The sequence below is a fragment of the Halomonas sp. B23F22_3 genome, from assembly GCF_043496965.1.
GTDB lineage: Bacteria > Pseudomonadota > Gammaproteobacteria > Pseudomonadales > Halomonadaceae > Halomonas.
The window spans coordinates 625,227-640,368 of sequence record NZ_JBIEKG010000001.1; the positions used below are offsets into that span (position 1 = coordinate 625,227).

At 71.3% G+C, this 15,142-nt stretch carries 16 protein-coding genes; 4 read left to right on the forward strand and 12 right to left on the reverse strand.

The features are described 5' to 3' along the window. Positions 1-41: 41 nt before the first annotated feature. On the reverse strand, positions 42-1,256 hold the full coding sequence (locus ACGTNG_RS02770; RefSeq protein ID WP_394575345.1) for an aspartate aminotransferase family protein: 1,215 nt from the start codon (positions 1,254-1,256) through the stop codon (positions 42-44). A gap of 142 nt (positions 1,257-1,398) precedes the next feature. Here ACGTNG_RS02770 and ACGTNG_RS02775 point away from each other — a divergent pair, with 142 nt between their 5' ends. Next, positions 1,399-2,016, forward strand: coding sequence for a class I SAM-dependent methyltransferase (locus ACGTNG_RS02775; protein WP_394575346.1), 618 nt, complete (start codon positions 1,399-1,401; stop codon positions 2,014-2,016). A gap of 68 nt (positions 2,017-2,084) precedes the next feature. On the opposite strand, the gene ACGTNG_RS02780 is transcribed toward ACGTNG_RS02775, so the two are convergent. The 3 genes from ACGTNG_RS02780 to fabV all read right to left on the reverse strand — a co-directional run bounded on the left by ACGTNG_RS02780 (position 2,085) and on the right by fabV (position 4,643). Continuing rightward, positions 2,085-3,062 carry a GlxA family transcriptional regulator gene (locus ACGTNG_RS02780; protein WP_394575347.1) on the reverse strand — a complete coding sequence of 326 codons (978 nt, stop codon included), beginning with the start codon at positions 3,060-3,062 and terminating at the stop codon, positions 2,085-2,087. Positions 3,063-3,171: 109 nt separating this feature from the next. Continuing rightward, positions 3,172-3,384, reverse strand: coding sequence for a hypothetical protein (locus ACGTNG_RS02785; RefSeq protein WP_394575348.1), 213 nt, complete (start codon positions 3,382-3,384; stop codon positions 3,172-3,174). A gap of 62 nt (positions 3,385-3,446) precedes the next feature. After that, positions 3,447-4,643, reverse strand: coding sequence for an enoyl-ACP reductase FabV (fabV, locus tag ACGTNG_RS02790; protein WP_394575349.1), 1,197 nt, complete (start codon positions 4,641-4,643; stop codon positions 3,447-3,449). A 200-nt stretch (positions 4,644-4,843) separates the two neighbouring features. On the opposite strand from fabV, the gene ACGTNG_RS02795 reads away from it, so the two are divergent. Further along, the gene (locus ACGTNG_RS02795; RefSeq protein WP_394575350.1) at positions 4,844-5,230 is read left to right on the forward strand and encodes a DUF7079 family protein; all 387 of its coding nucleotides are present in this window, start codon (positions 4,844-4,846) and stop codon (positions 5,228-5,230) included. Positions 5,231-5,254: 24 nt separating this feature from the next. On the opposite strand, the gene ACGTNG_RS02800 is transcribed toward ACGTNG_RS02795, so the two are convergent. The 5 genes from ACGTNG_RS02800 to ACGTNG_RS02820 are packed head-to-tail and all read right to left on the reverse strand — an operon-like array spanning position 5,255 to position 10,348. Then, a complete protein-coding gene (locus ACGTNG_RS02800) occupies positions 5,255-5,740 on the reverse strand; it encodes a glutathione peroxidase (protein ID WP_394575351.1) in 486 nt (161 codons plus the stop codon). A 24-nt stretch (positions 5,741-5,764) separates the two neighbouring features. Further along, positions 5,765-7,918, reverse strand: coding sequence for a transglutaminase TgpA family protein (locus ACGTNG_RS02805; RefSeq protein ID WP_394575352.1), 2,154 nt, complete (start codon positions 7,916-7,918; stop codon positions 5,765-5,767). Then, positions 7,915-8,868: a DUF58 domain-containing protein gene (locus tag ACGTNG_RS02810; protein WP_394575354.1), complete on the reverse strand. Its 954-nt coding sequence runs from the start codon at positions 8,866-8,868 to the stop codon at positions 7,915-7,917. Before ACGTNG_RS02810 ends, ACGTNG_RS02805 begins: the two co-directional genes overlap by 4 nt. Then, positions 8,865-9,791: an AAA family ATPase gene (locus ACGTNG_RS02815; protein WP_394575355.1), complete on the reverse strand. Its 927-nt coding sequence runs from the start codon at positions 9,789-9,791 to the stop codon at positions 8,865-8,867. Before ACGTNG_RS02815 ends, ACGTNG_RS02810 begins: the two co-directional genes overlap by 4 nt. Then, a complete protein-coding gene (locus ACGTNG_RS02820) occupies positions 9,788-10,348 on the reverse strand; it encodes an NUDIX hydrolase (protein WP_394575356.1) in 561 nt (186 codons plus the stop codon). The genes ACGTNG_RS02815 and ACGTNG_RS02820 overlap by 4 nt, the downstream gene beginning before the upstream one ends. Positions 10,349-10,469: 121 nt before the next feature. Here ACGTNG_RS02820 and ACGTNG_RS02825 point away from each other — a divergent pair, with 121 nt between their 5' ends. Beyond that, entirely contained in the window at positions 10,470-12,158 is a 1,689-nt protein-coding gene (locus ACGTNG_RS02825; RefSeq protein WP_394575357.1) for an acyl-CoA dehydrogenase family protein, read from the forward strand. Here the strand turns inward: ACGTNG_RS02825 and ACGTNG_RS02830 are convergent. Both ACGTNG_RS02830 and ACGTNG_RS02835 read right to left on the reverse strand, forming a co-directional pair. Next, entirely contained in the window at positions 12,098-13,318 is a 1,221-nt protein-coding gene (locus ACGTNG_RS02830; protein ID WP_394575358.1) for an EAL domain-containing response regulator, read from the reverse strand. The two genes, ACGTNG_RS02825 and ACGTNG_RS02830, sit on opposite strands and share 61 nt — an antisense overlap. Before the next feature lie 160 nt (positions 13,319-13,478). Then, positions 13,479-14,096 carry a LysE family translocator gene (locus ACGTNG_RS02835; RefSeq protein ID WP_394575359.1) on the reverse strand — a complete coding sequence of 206 codons (618 nt, stop codon included), beginning with the start codon at positions 14,094-14,096 and terminating at the stop codon, positions 13,479-13,481. Between the two features lie 261 nt (positions 14,097-14,357). Between ACGTNG_RS02835 and ACGTNG_RS02840 the strand changes: the two genes are divergently transcribed. Next, positions 14,358-14,588, forward strand: coding sequence for a hypothetical protein (locus ACGTNG_RS02840; RefSeq protein ID WP_394575360.1), 231 nt, complete (start codon positions 14,358-14,360; stop codon positions 14,586-14,588). A 75-nt stretch (positions 14,589-14,663) separates the two neighbouring features. On the opposite strand, the gene rnk is transcribed toward ACGTNG_RS02840, so the two are convergent. Then, positions 14,664-15,077 carry a nucleoside diphosphate kinase regulator gene (rnk, locus tag ACGTNG_RS02845; RefSeq protein ID WP_394575361.1) on the reverse strand — a complete coding sequence of 138 codons (414 nt, stop codon included), beginning with the start codon at positions 15,075-15,077 and terminating at the stop codon, positions 14,664-14,666. Between the last annotated feature and the right edge of the window lie 65 nt (positions 15,078-15,142).

The window sequence follows — 15,142 nt, forward strand, 5'->3', positions numbered from 1 at the left end:
TCCGTAGGGGGATGAGTCGTCGCGCATCGGGGAGCCGCGGCTCACTGTCCCGCCACCAGACGCGCCACCGCCCGCTCCAGACGTGCCATGCCCTCGCGGATGTCCTCCTCGGGAATCACCAGCGACGGCGCCATGCGCAGCACGTTGGGCCCGGCGATCAGCGCCATCAGGCCCTCCTCGATGGCCAGCGGCAGGATCTCCTTGGCCCGCCCCTCGTACTCGTCGGACATCTGGGCGCCCATCAGCATGCCCATGCCGCGGATCTCCTTGAACACGCCGTACTGGCGATTGATCGCCTCGAGGTGCTCGCGGAAGAGGTCATGGCGGTGCTTGACGCCCTCGAGCACCTCGGGGGTGTCGATGTACTCGACGGCGGCCAGCGCCACGGCGGAGGCCAGGGCGTTGCCGCCGTAGGTGGAGCCGTGGGTGCCGATGGCCATGGCCGGGGCGATGGCGTCGGTGGTCAGCATGGCGCCCACCGGGAAGCCGCCGCCCAGCGACTTGGCGCTGGTCAGGATGTCCGGGGTCACGCCGTATTCCATGTAGGCGTAGAGCGAGCCGCTGCGGCCGACGCCGGTCTGCACCTCATCGAAGATCAGCAGCGCCTGGTGCTCGTCGCACAGCGCGCGCAGCCCCTCGAGGAATTCCTGGGAGGCCGGCAGGATGCCGCCCTCGCCCTGCATCGGCTCGACCATCACCGCGCAGGTGTCATCGCCCATCAGCTCGCGCACCGCCTCGAGGTCGTTGAACTCGGCGTGCAGGATGCCGCCGGGGATCGGCCCGAAGCCCTGGGAGTACTTGGGCTGGCCGCCGACGCTGACGGTGAAGAAGGTGCGGCCATGGAACGACTGGCGGAAGGAGATGATCTTGTCCTTGTGCTCGCCGTGCTCATTGTAGGCCCAGCGGCGCGCCAGCTTCAGCGCCGCCTCGTTGGCCTCGCCGCCGGAGGAGCAGAGGAACACCTTGTCGGCGAAGGTGCGCTCGACCAGAGCCTGGGCGAGCTTCAGGGCCGGCTCGTTGGTGTAGACGTTGGCCAGGTGCCAGAGCTTGTTGGCCTGCTCGGTGAGGGCCTCGACCAGCACCGGGTGGCAGTGACCGAGGGCGTTGACGGCGATGCCGCCGGCGAAGTCGATGTACTCCTTGCCCTCCTGGTCCCACAGGCGGCTCCCCTCGCCACGCACCGGGATCGCCTTCTGGGGGGCGTAGTTGGGCACCATGTACTGGTCGAAATCGGCGCGGGTCGGGGTCTGGCTCATGTCGCTCTCCATACTCGGAATGAGGGATCGTGGAATACCTCGAGTATAGGGAGCGCCGGCACGGGAGGCTTTCAGCAATGGGACGGGGAGTTGTGTAAAAGGATGGGGTAGGCTGAAGCAACCCATCCACCAGGAGTCCCTCATGTTCAACACCACGGCCTGGAACCGGGTCCGCTATGGACTCTACGCCCCCGTCTACGACCTGGTGGCCGAGCGGGCCTTTCGCGAGGCGCGCCGTCGGGCCGTGGAGCAGGTGACCTGGCGCCCCGGCATGCGGGTGCTGCTGGTCGGTGCCGGCACCGGGCTCGACCTGCCCTGGCTGCCCCGCGACATCGAGCTGCATGCCGGCGACCTGTCGCCGGCCATGGTGCGGCGCCTGGCGCGCCGCGCCGAGGGGCTCGGTCGCGACGTCCAGGCCGAGGTGATGGATGCCGAGCGGCTCGACTATCCCGACGCTCACTTCGACGTGGTGGTGATGCACCTGATCCTGGCGGTGATGCCCGACCCGGCGCGGGGCCTGGCCGAGGCCCGCCGGGTGCTGAAGGCGGACGGCCAGCTCTGCGTGATGGACAAGTTCCAGGCCGACGCGCGCCCGGCGAGCCTGCCGCGCCGCGGCCTCAACGCCCTCACCTCGGCCATCGCCACCGACATCACCCGTCAGGCCCGGCCGCTGCTGGAAGGCGCCGGCTTCACGATCGAGCAGGACGCGCCGGTGATGATGGGCGGGCTGTTCCGCGCCCTGCTGGCGCGCCCCGCCTGATCGGGACGGTCCGCCGGGCGCGCAGGCCCGCCAGGGAGTACCAGACGCGACCGCGCGCCCTGGCGGACTCAGGCCAGGCGTTCCTCCCGGGGCGTCATGCCGAAGTGGTTGCGGTAGGCGGTGGAGAAGTGCGCCGCCGAGGAGAAGCCGGTCAGCAGGGCGATCTCGCCGGCGGGGTGGTCGCTCTCGCGCAGCAGCCGACGCGCCCGCTGCAGGCGCAGGTCCAGGTAGTAGCGGCTGGGCACCGCCTGAAGGTACTTCTTGAAGAGCCGCTCCAGCTGGCGCCGCGAGATGCCCAGGTGCTCGGCCAGCTCGTGGGTCGTCAGCGGCTCCTCGATGTTGGCCTCCATCAGCGCGACCGCCTCGGAGAGGCTCTCGGGCGCATGGCCGAGCCGCGAACGCAGCGGCATCTGCTGGGGCTCGTCGCCCATGCGGATGCGCTCCAGCACGAAGTGCTCGGAGATGCGCTCGGCGAGCCGGGGACCGTGCTGGCTGCCCACCAGGGTCATCATCATGTCCATGGCGGCGGTGCCGCCGCCACAGGTCAGGCGATCGCGGTCGATCTCGAACAGCTGGCGCGAGAGGCGCACCTGGGGGAAGTCGTCGGCGACGGCGTCGAAACGCTGCCAGGGCAGCGTGGCCCGGTAGCCGTCGAGCACCCCGGCCCGGGCCAGCACCTCGGTGCCGCCGCCGATGCCGCCCAGCAGCACGCCGGCACCGGCGAGCCGGCGCAGCCAGTCGACCAGGGCCTGGGGGATGCGACCGGCGAGCGGCCCGGGGGCGCATACCAGCAGCAGGTCGAGCGGGTCATCCACCTCGCCGATGCCGGCCTGGGGCATCAACGCCTGCTGTGAGGCGCTCACCACGGGGCCTGACGCGGTCGCGAAGGTAGTGAGCCGATAGAGCGACCGCCCTTCCAGCCGATTGGCCACGAACAGCGGCTCGGTGGCGCAGGCCTCGGCCAGCAGGGAGAAGCCGGGCAGCACCACCACGCCGACGTGGCGCGTGAGCGACGTCGGGCGGGGGGAAGAAACGGAGTCGAGCATGCGGATCTGGCCTTGGGTCGGCGCCGGCAGGCACGGGAAAAGCTCCCTATCTTACCCAAGGCCGGGCGGGATCCACAGCCCCGCCGCACGAGCGGGGCGACGACACGCCCTAGGGGCCTTTGCCACTCAGCAGCAGCATGGCCGCCACCGCGAGCCCGATCACCACGATGACGATGGGCAGCACGCGGTGCAGACCGCCGGGCGGGCTCTTGGCCTCGGACTGCTCCACATCCGGCTCCGGCTGGTCGTAGTCCTCGGGCTGGCTCACTTCCTTGAGGTGCTGCAGTTCCTCTTCCGGCGTCTTGCTGTCGCGGGTATCCATGGCACGCCTCCTTCGCTGGAGAACCGATCCCGCGTCTGCACACCGGTCGAAAACGCGGGGCCCTACAGGTTCACGACATCGAAGTCCGCTACCGGGTTCACCTCGGCATCGTAATCCACGTCGTCGCGCTCGAAGCCGAACAGCTTCAGGAAGTCGCGCTTGTAGCCGGCGTAGTCGGTGATCTCGAAGAGGTTCTCGGTGGTCACCTGGGGCCACAGGTCCTTGCAGGCCTGCTGGACGTCGTCGCGCAGCTCCCAGTCGTCCAGGCGCAGGCGGCCGGCCTCGTCGGTCTCGGCGCTACCGCCATAGAGACGCTCGCCGAACAGGCGATTGAGCTGGTCGATGGTGCCCTCGTGCAGGCCCTGCTCCTTCATCACCCGGTAGACCATGGCGATGTAGAGCGGCATGACCGGGATGGCGGCGCTGGCCTGGGTGACCACCGACTTGAGCACCGCGACGTTAGCGCCACCGCCGCTAGCGGAGAGGCGCTGGTCGATCTCGCTGGCGGCGCGATCCAGGTCCTCCTTGGCCTTGCCCAGGGCGCCGTGCCAGTAGATCGGCCAGGTGATCTCGGTGCCGATGTAGCTGAAGGCCACGCTGCGCGCGCCCGGGGCCAGCACGCCGGCGCGATCCAGGGCCTCGATCCACAGCTCCCAGTCCTCGCCGCCCATCACCGCCTTGGTGTCTTCGATCTCCTGCTCGGTGGCGGGCTCGACCTCGGCCTCGATGATGGCGTCCTTGTTGGTGTCGATGGCGGTGGCGCGGTAGGTCTCGCCGATCGGCTTGAGGCTGGAGCGCTTGAGCTCGCCGCTATCGGGCAGCTTGCGCACCGGCGAGGCCAGCGAGTAGACCACCAGGTCGACCTGGCCCATGTCCTGCTGGATCAGCTCGATGGCCTTCTCGCGCGCCTCATGGCTGAAGGCATCGCCGTTGATCGACTTGCTGTAGAGCCCTTCCTGCTTGGCGAACTTGTCGAAGGCGGCGCTGTTGTACCAGCCGGCGGTGCCGGGCTTCTTCTCGGTGCCCGGCTTCTCGAAGAACACGCCCAGGGTGTCGGCGCCGTAGCCGAAGGCGGCGGTGACCCGCGCCGCCAGGCCATAGCCGCTGGAGGCACCGATCACCAGCACCTTCTTCGGGCCGTTGGCCTTGTCCAGGCCGCGGGCGCGGGTCGCCTCGATCTGCTCGAGCACGTTCTGCTCGCAGCCGACGGGATGGGTGGTGGTGCAGATGAAACCGCGAACCTTGGGCTTGATGATCACGACAGACCTCGTTTTTGCTGGCGGACACGACGGCCGGGCATGGCCGTCGGCCTCGAATGAGTGGCACGAACGCATGAGCCGTGCCGGAGTGGGCCACATTCTAGCGGCAAGGGCGCCGGCTGTCCGCCCTTGAGGCCACTGCCCGGCTGGTGCAGGATGCCAAGCGACGCCCGAGCGGCAAACCCTGCAGGAGAGAGTGGATGGATGCGCAGACCCTGGTCGATGAGCGCGGCGAGCTGTGGCTCGCGCTGGCCCCGCTGTGGCTGGAGCGCGAGCCCCGCGAGACCGACTACGCGCGCATGATCGCCGAGATCGAGCGCCACGAGCTGAGCCTGCGCGACCTGGAGTGGATCTTCCGCCTGGAGCTCGCCCCGGTGATGGCCCGCCACCAGCTGTCGGTGGCCGGCGAGTGGCGCTCCTTCGATGACTACAAGCTGATGCAGCAGCTGGTCTCCCACAACCTGCGGCTCAAGGGCTGGCGGCGCAAGAGCTGGGCGCTGTTCTCGGGACTGACCACCATGATGACCCGCCATCGCTGGAACGAGCTGATCGGGCGGCTGATGGTCGAGCGCGGCGAGACCCCCTGATCCTGGCGCTGCTAACGCCCGCGTTCAGGACTCGTCCAGGGCCTTCTCGAGCGCCTCGCGCAGCTCCGCCTCGCCGTCGCGAGGAGAGAAGCGCCGGATCACCCGGCCGTCGCGGCCGACCAGGAACTTGGTGAAGTTCCACTTGATCATGCCGGTGCCCAGCACCCCCGGGGCCTGGCGCTTGAGGTCAACGAAGAGCGGATGGGCGTCGCTGCCGTTGACCCGCACCTTCTCCATCAGCGGGAAGGAGACGCCGAACTCGTGCTCGGCGAAGCGGCTGAAATCCAGCGCCGATTCCGGCGACTGGCGAGCGAACTGGTTGCAGGGAAAGCCCAGCACGGTAAAGCCGCGGTCGCGATAGCGAACGTAGAGATGCTCGAGGTCGCGCAGCTGAGGCGTGAAGCCGCACTGGCTGGCCACGTTGACGATCAACAGCACCTGACCCCGCAGGGCGCGGAGGTTGAAGGGCTGGCCGCTCTGGGTGCGGCATTCGTGGTCATGAATGGTCATGGATCAGGCTCGCTCTCGGTATCCCTACGATGACACGCCGGTTTCCCGGGCGCCAGCCCCGCTCCCGCCTCGCCGCGGCTTCGGCAGGCGGCGGCGCACCTCGGCCACCCGCCGCGCCAGCCGCCGCCGACGCACTGCCCGCTCGGGCGCCTCGAGCGGCGCATAGGCGAGCCGCTCGAGATCATGGGCGCAGTCGGCAAGGGCCCGGCCCGCCGGCCCGGCGAGGGGCGCGATGCGCCTCAGGTGGGCGGCGGGCGACTCCCCGGGCAGCGCCGCCAGCCCGCGGCCGGCCAGCCAGGCCTGCAGGGCGCCGACCAGGCGCCGCTCGTCCCGCTGGAGCCGCCACCGACGAACGCCCAGACACGCCAGCAGCGCCACGCCCGCCGCCATCAGCAGCACGGCCGCGAGACCCAGGGTCGTGGCAAGCAGGCCGTGTCCCGGCAACCAGGCCTCGAGACGCGCCCAGGCCGCCCGCCAGCCATCCGCGAGGCGCGCCAGCAGCGAGCGGCGCGACTCGCGCTGAAAGCCGATCACGCCGAGCTGCCAGCGATACTCCAGCCGCTCCCAGCCCAGGCGCAGGCGATTCGCCCAGCCCACCTCGCGCAGGCGCAGCGCCGAGAAGCGGGCATCGGCCATGAAGGCCTCGGCCCCCTCCTCGATCGCCTGGGGCCCCTGCTCGATGCGCTCCGGGGCGATCACCGCCGTGGGATCCAGGCGCTGCCAGCCGCCCTGCCGCCAGACCTCCACCCAGGCGTGGGCATCGTAGTCGCGCACCGTGTAGTAGCCGTCGGGATGGCGCTCGCCGCCCAGGAAGCCCGCCACCACCCGCGCCGGAATGCCCGCCATGCGCGCCATCACCGCGGCCGCCGAGGCGTAGTGGCTGCAGTAGCCGGCCCGGCTGTCGAACAGGAAGTCGTCGACACGATCCTCGCCGGCGAGCCGCGGCGGCGAGAGCGTGTAGCGATAGGGCGCCTCACCGAAGCGCGCCATCATCGCCACGAGATAGGCGTCCGGGTCGCCGCCGCTCGCGCGCCAGAGTCGCCCGACCAGCGCCCGGGTGCGCGGGTTGGACTCCACCGGCAGCAGGCGGTGCCAGCGCGACCCGGCGGGATCGGGATAGGCCGGCGCCGCGCCGCTGCTGTCGAGGCGCAGCAGGCCGCGCGAACTCAGTGCGGCGAGTCCCTCCAGGGTGCCGTCGGCCAGGTAGCGCTGGGGCTCGCCGGTGGCGAGCGGCGCGCCCAGGGAGGGCCGCCAGGGGCGGCTGTCGGGCTCCAGCAGCAGCTCGGCGCGAAAGCGCGCCCTCGCCGGCGCCTGCCAGGGGGAGCGCGCACCCACGCCGACGAAGGCCTCGACGGGGCGCTCCAGGGTCGCGGCCAGCTGTTCGGGCGAGGCCCGCGACCAGCGGATACCGTCGAAGTGCGACAGCGTGTAGACCCGCCAGTAGCGCTCTTCCGGTGCGGGCTCGGGGCCCTCGAAGCGCGCCCGGAAGGCACGCCCGGCGCTGCGCGAAAGCTCGGCGATGTCGCCCGGGGCGATCTGGTCGGAGAGCCCGGTGGAGGCCCGGTCCAGCCGCGGCATACTCCACAGCGGCCCCAGGCGCGGGAAGGTGACGAACAGCAGCGCCATCAGCGGCGCCGAGAGCGCCAGCAGCCAGGCCGCCTCGCGCCACGCCTGGCGACGGTCGCGGCTACCGGCGAGCCGCACCAGCGACTGCAGCAGCCAGGCGAACGCCAGCAGCGCCGCGGCGGCCATGGGGATGCCCTGATCGTGGAGGAAGGCGACGGCCGTGGCGATCAGGCCGATCATCACCACGACCCGGGCATCGCGGCGATCCTGGGTCTCGAGCAGCTTGAGCAGGTAGACGCCGAGCAGCAGGCCGATCAGGCCGTCCATGCTGCCCAGGGTGCCGTACTCGGCGCGCAGCGCCAGCACCAGCCCCCCCACGGCGGCGATCCTCGTCAGCACGCCGACGCGAGGCCAGCCGCGACGCCACTGCAGCCACCGATAGCCGCCCACCGCCAGGGCCAGCGCCACCAGCCAGGCGGGCATCCAGGCCAGGTGCAGCGCCAGCACCAGGCACTGGCCGATGAAGAGCTCGCGCAGCAGGCCGCCGTCCAGGCGCCGCTCCTCGGCGAGCCGCGCCCGGTGCTCACTCAGGGCCGAGCGAGACGCGCTCACCGCGCACCCTCCCCCGCCGGACCGAAGCGCGCCAGGGCATCCAGCGCCCGGCGGCGCTGGCCATCGCCCTCGCCCTGGGCCAGGGTCAGGCCTGGCAGGCGCAGCCCGTAGCGCTCCCCGGCGCGATGGTGGGCGAGCACCCGGGCGCAGAGCAGCGACAGTCGCCGCTCGGGATCGCCGCGGCAGGCGTCATAGTCGAGCCAGCGCTCGCGGCGGGGCGGTGCGCTGAACTGCTTGGTGGCGAGCACCCCGCTGCGGCTCCACTGCTTCCAGGCCACCTGGCCAGGGCTGTCGCCGGGCTGGAAGCGGCGCAGCCCGGCGAAGTCGCCGGCGTCCTCGTCCGCGCCGCCCTGGCGCGCCGTCGGCGCCTCCTCCTCGAGCGGGCGGGGCCAGACCAGCAGCTCGGCGTCGTGGCTCACCCAGGCCACCACGCGCACCAGGCCCAGCGGCCAGCGGGTCTCGATGCGCAGCCAGGGTAGCGCCAGGCGGCCGCGGCGGGGCGTGGGCAGGGCCAGCTCGGCCTCGCCGACGCGCTCGTCGATGTCCAGCCAGGCGTCGGCGCCATCGCAGTGCAGCTCAAGGGCCGTGCGCGGGCGGCGGGCCCGCAGCACCACGCGAAGGCGTGCCTCGCCGCCGGCGAAGGCCTCCCGGGGCAGGCGCAGCGCGGGCGTGACGCCCAGCAGGTTGAGCCAGCCGCGCAGCAGCGCCACCACCCCGATGCCGAACAGCCAGAAGGCCAGCACGTAGGCCAGGTTGTTCTGGTAGTTGATGCCGAACAGCAGCAGCACGACCACGAGGGTCGCCCAGCCCAGGCCGAAGCGGGTGGGAATCAGGAACAGCCGCCGCTGGGGCAGCGGCGCGTCGAGCGGGGTGGCCAGGCGCCCCCGCCACCAGCGACGCAGCCGCTCGCGGCGGGGCGCATGAGGCGCCACCCCGGCCGCCACGCTCACCCCATCACCGACACGCGGGTCAGCAGGTGGCGCGCCAGGGCCTCGCCCTCCTCGCGCGGCCCGTTGCTGAGGCGGTGTCCCGTCACCGGGCCCCACACCGCCTGGATATCATCGGGCAGCACGTGGTCGCGCCCCTCGAGCAGCGCCCAGCCCCGCGCCGCCTGCAGGAGGGCCAGCACGCCCCGGGTGGAGAGCCCCCAGGCGAGCTCCGGATGCTCCCGGCTGGCCGCGGCCAGCGCCTGCACGTAGTCGAGCAGCGCGTCAGCCACGTGGATGCGGTCGAGCCGCGCCTGCCAGGCGCGCAGCCGCTCGCCGTCGAGCAGCACCGGCAGCGAGGCGAGCCGGGCCCGCCCGGCCTGGCCGCGCAGGATCTCGCGCTCGGCGCGCGGGTCCGGGTAGCCCAGCGACAGGCGCATCAAGAAGCGGTCGAGCTGAGACTCCGGCAGGGCGAAGGTGCCGGCCTGCTCCTGGGGGTTCTGGGTCGCGATGACGAAGAAGGGATCCGGCAGCGCGCGGGTCTCGCCCTCCACGCTCACCCGCCCCTCCTCCATGGCCTCGAGCAGCGCGCTCTGGGCCTTGGGGGTGGCGCGGTTGATCTCGTCGGCGAGCACCAGGCCGTGGAAGATCGGTCCCGGGTGGAAGCGGAAGCTGCCCTCGCGCGGGTCGAAGACCGAGACGCCGAGCACGTCGGCGGGCAGCAGGTCGCTGGTGAACTGCAGGCGCTGCATGTCGAGCCCGGTGACCCGCGCCAGCGCCTGGGCCAGCGTGGTCTTGCCCAGGCCCGGCAGGTCCTCGATCAGCAGGTGGCCACGGGCCAGCAGGCAGCAGAGGGCCAGGCGCACCTCCCGAGGCTTGCCGAGCACCACCCCCTCTAGGGCGGCGAGCAGGGCATCCAGGTCATCGAGCTGTGCGGGTCGGTTCATGGCCTGGCCTTGGGCTTGAGTGCTAACTCACCGGCGGCGCGCAGCGCCTCGACCGCCTGGCGGGTGTCCGGGGTGATGCCCTCCAGGGCCAGGGCCTCGTCGGGCGCCAGCCAGAAGGCGTCGGCCACCTCCTCGGCCTGCAGGGTCAGCGGCCCGTCGTGATCAACCAGGAAGACGCTGCCGAAGATGTGGTTGCCGCGCTCGGCATGCACGAACTCCAGGGCGTGGCGTAGCGGCACGCCGCGGATGCCGAGTTCCTCGGAAAGCTCGCGGCGCGCCGCCACGTGCACCGCCTCGCCGGCCCCCACCACCCCGCCGGCGGCCAGGTCCAGGCCGCCCGGGAAGACCTCCTTGGTCAGGGTGCGACGCTGCACACAGAGCTCGCCGCGGGCATTGCGCACCACGATGTAGGTGGCCCGGTGCCAGAAACGAAAGCGCCGCATGGCGGCCCGCGGCGCGCTGCCGCAGGGACGATTGCGGGTATCCACCAGCTGGATCTGCTCATCGGCGATGATGGGCTCAGGCGGCGCATCGGCCTCGGAGGGTTGGACGGTCATGGGGGACTCCAGTGAAATTGCCTTCAGCCTAACCAGTCGCGGCCGAAGCGTCACGCCGGCCGTTGACCGCCCGCGGGGCGCCGACCATGCTCAGGTGAGCCCCCACACGCGGAGCTCGACCATGTCCGACGCCGCCGCCCGCACCCGCCTCGCGACCCATCGGGTGACCAACCAGCCCGCCCCGCCGGGCGCCCGCGACCTGCTCACCGAGGACACCCCGCTCGGCGAGGCGCTGGCCCGGGAGGCGCCGGCGTGGGTGGCCAGGCGCCTGGCGCCCCTGGGGCGCGAGGCCGGCAGCGAGGAGGTCCAGGCGCTGGGCGAGGCCGCCAACCGCCACCCGCCGGAGCTGCGCCTGTTCGACCGCCATGGCCGGCGGCTCGACGAGGTGCGCTATCACCCGGCCTATCACGCCCTGATGCATCTCGCCATCGACCACGGCTGGCACGCCGTGGCCTGGCAGGAGGAGGGGCGCGGCGGCCATCAGGCTCACGTCGCCGCCCTCTACCTGCTGACCCAGGCCGAGCCCGGGTTCTGCTGCCCGATCACCATGACCCACGCCGCCCTGCCGGCGCTGCGCCAGTCGCCCGCCGTCGAGGCTCGCTGGGCCCCGGGCCTGCTGGCCTGGGACTACGACCCGCGCGCGCGGCCGGCCACCGAGAAGAGCGGGCTTACCGTCGGCATGGCGATGACCGAGAAGCAGGGCGGCAGCGATGTGCGGAGCAACTCAACGCGAGCCGACCCCCTCGCGGCCACACGAGCCGAGCCCGACTCCCCCTCGGGGAGTGACGGCTGGCGGCTGACCGGCCACAAGTGGTTCTGCAGCGCCCCGATGTCCGATGCCTTCCTGACGCTGGCCCAGACCGACGAGGGTCTGTCGTGCTTTCTGGTGCCGCGCTTCACCCCCGAGGGCGGGCGCAACGCCATCGAGCTGCAGCGCCTCAAGGAGAAGTGCGGCAACCACGCCAACGCCTCGGCGGAGATCGAGTACCGCGGCGCCTGGGCCGAGGCGATCGGCGAACCCGGACGCGGCATCGCCACCATTCTGGCGATGGTCCAGCAGACCCGGCTCGATGCCGCCACCGCCCCGGTGGGCATGATGCGCCAGGCCCTGGTCGAGGCCTGGCGGCACGTGAGCGAGCGTCACGCCTTCGGCCGCGCCCTGGCCGACCAGCCGCTGATGCGGGTGCTGCTGGCCGACATGGCCATGGAGGTGGAGGCCGGTCTGGCGCTCTCGCTGCGCGCCGCCCGGGCCTTCGACGGTGCGGCCCGCGGCGAGGCGAGCGAGGCCGCCCTGGCGCGGCTGCTGCCCACCCTGGCCAAGTACTGGCACAACAAGCGCACCCCCGCCTTCATGGCCGAGGCCATGGAGTGCCTGGGCGGCATCGGCTACGTCGAGGAGACGCCGCTCGCCCGGCTCTACCGCGAGGCGCCGGTCAATTCGATCTGGGAGGGCTCGGGGAACGTGATCTGCCTGGACCTGCTGCGGGTGCTGGCGCGTCATCCGGCGTCACTTGAGGCGGTGCGGGAGGAGATAGTCGCAGCGCGCGGCCGCCAGGCCGATCTCGACCGTGCCTGGGCCCAGCTGGAAGTCGAGCTTGGCGCGGCGCCGGAGAGGCTGGAGCCCCGCGCCCGCTGGCTGGCCCAGCGCCTCGCCCAGTGCCTGCAGGGGGCGCTGCTGCTGTGCCACGGCCCGCCGGCGGTGGCCGAGACCTTCTGTCGCTCGCGGCTGGGCGGCGAGGCCGGCCCGGCCTACGGCGTGCTGCCAGGCGACGCCCCGCTGGCGGCGCTGCTGGCACGAATCGGCGACTGAGCGCCGGCCAGCGCCAGGATCTCGGCGGCCGGCATCGGCCGCCCCAGGCCGAAGCCCTGAACGTGGGTGCAGCCGAAGCGCTCCAGGGTCGGCAGGCAGGCGAGGTCCTCGATCCCCTCGGCCACCACCCGGATGCCCAGCCGGCGACCGAGCAGCGCCACCGCCTCGACGATGGCGGCGTCCTGAGGGTCCTCGAGCAGGCGACTGACGAAGCTGCGGTCGACCTTGAGCTCGCTGATCGGCAGCAGCTGCAGCCGCGCCAATGACGAGAAGCCCACCCCGAAGTCATCCACCGAGACCTCCAGGCCGCTCAGGTGCAGCCGGGCCGCGACCTCGCCGCCGAGCAGCTCGTCCTCCATGGCCGCCGTCTCGGTGATCTCCAGCACCACCGGCGCATCCCCCAGGGAGCGGCGCCCCTCGCTGACCAGCGACAGCAGCTCCGGGCACATCAGGTCGTCGGCGGTGACGTTGACCGATAGCGACAGGGAGAGCCCCGACCGACGCCAGCGATGGGCATCCTCGAGGGCCAGTTGCAGCACGCGGCGCGTCAGGTGGCGGTTCTGGTCGGGGGTCAGCAACGGCAGGAAGCGGCCGGGCACCAGCAGGCCCGCGTCGGGATGGGCCCAGCGCACCAGCGCCTCGACGCCGCTCAGGCGACCGGTGGTGAGCTCGAACTGGGGCTGATAGTGGAGGGTGATCTCCTGGCGGGCGAAGGCCCGATCCAGCTCCTCGAGGCGACACGGATGGAGCGCATCGGGCTCCCCGTCCGCGGCCTGGGACTCGAGCCGCCGGCGCAGGTCGGAGAGCCGCATCGGCTTGTCCAGCGAGGGCAGCATCGTCAGCCCCAGGGCCTGCCCCAGCCGCTCGGCGATACGCACGATCTTGCGCTCGACCCCGCTGAGCAGCAGCACCCGGCCGCGGTAGCCGCTCTCGGCGAGCCGGCGCAGCATGGCGAAGCCATCGTGCTGGCCGAACTCCAGGGCCATGATGACCAGATGGGGGCGGCGCGCGACGACTTCGCCGATCAGGTGCTGGCCCTGACGGCAGTAGCGAGATTCCATTCCCAGAGTACGCAGCTGCAAGGAGAGCGTGGCGGCGGCATCGGGGTCCTCCTCGAGCACCACGGCCAGCCGCGAGGCCTGCATTGTCAGATCGTTCATCCAGGATGATTCCAGCCAGTAGACTCGCTTTCAGCCTATCAGCAAAACGCCTGACTCACCGGTTCAAGGTGCATCATGCCAATCAACGTTGGGATTCCGTCGAGAGAATTAGCCAAGTGGTTCACTCGAAACTATCAGTCGACGGGATCGGTCGACGGCTTCAGCCGAGCGGCCCCGCCACCACCCGCGCTGCCAGCGCCAGCAGCAGCAGGCCGGTGAGGCGATTGAGCCAGTGGGCTCGCGCCTGCAGCCACGGCAGCACCCGCGAGTGCGACAGGCCCACCGCCACCAGCACGTACCAGCCGGCATCGATGACCATCGCCGTGCCGACCACGAGCGCCTTGGCGGCCAGGCTCATCTCCGGCGTGACGAACTGGCTGAGCAGCGCGACGAAGAAGAGGATCAGCTTGGGGTTGGCCAGGGCCACCAGCATGCCCTCGCGGGCGGCCTGGCGGCGACTGGTGGCGCTGCCCGTGGCGTTCAGGGCCCCCGCCCGGCCGGCCATCAGGGCCTTGATGCCGAGCCACGCCAGGTAGGCGGCCCCCGCCCAGGTGATCACCTGGAACAGCGCCGGCAGGCGCACGATCACCGCGCCCAGCCCCCAGACCGTCAACAGGGCATAGAGGCCCACCCCCAGGGCATGGGCGAGCGCCGCCGAGACGCCCGGCATCCGCCCGCCGCCCAGGGTGTGGCGCAGCACCATCGCCAGGCTCGGGCCGGGCGACATGGCACCCATGGCGCAGACCGCAGCCAGCGAGAGCCATAACGAAAAGGGCATGTACCGCCTCCTGAATCTCGGGCATTGCTGTGATTCACGGCTATTCTCGCTGATCACCGAGCCGCAGAACACTAGCGTCAATAGTTAGGGAACAGTGTTTACAAACACTGTTTTTATACTAGCCTGAGAGACTAGGGAATCGTGTAACCCCAGACTCGATTCCCGCTCCCGCTGGCACGGCCGGCAAGACTCTCACCTGCACATACTGACAAGCATCCTGAGCCAGCGCCCCTACAAGATACTCGAAGAGAGACCGCCGCCATGACAATCGCCATTGCCACCCCACTCGCATCCAGCTGGCAGCACGTCCATGCCGACTGGTGGCAGGACGCTCAAGGCAACGACATCCATCGTGTCGAGATCGATGGCGACGCACTCTACCACTGCCACCACGCCGGCTCGACGCTGCCCTGGGATGCGGTGGCCACCAGCCTGGACGAGGCCATGGCGATCGCCTCGAGGCCTCCGGAACCCCGATACACAACGCCGTGATGCTCTGCAAGGTGAGGTCGCCGGCCCGAGTGATCGACCGGACTTGAACAGCGGCGGGAGAGGCATGACAGGCGCCTACCGGTGAAACTGGCCTTCCCGCTCGGGCTGCCAGAGGATGGCATCGATGCGCAGCCGCGACTCGCGCCCCCCCGGCAGCGGCCAGGCGATGGTATCGCCGATGCGCAGACCCAGCAGCGCCGCGCCCACCGGCGCCATCACCGAGATGCCGTCCTCGGTGGTGCCCAGCGCATGGGGATAGACCAGGGTACGGATGATCTGGCGGTCACGCTCCAGGTCGGTGAACTGCACCTGGCTGCACATGCTGACCACGTCCTCGGGGACCTGCTCCGGGTCGACGACCTCGCCACGCGCCAGCTCCTCCTCGAGGGCCTCGGCCACCGCCAGGGTGTCGTCGTCGGCATCGTCGATGAGTCGCTGCAGCCGCTCGGCATCGAGCCGGTTGATGATAAGGGGGGGACGCGTCGTCATAAGGCCTCCAGGACACCGTCAACGTTGAGTGCACGCTTGCGGGGTTGCCAACGAAAACAGCCCTC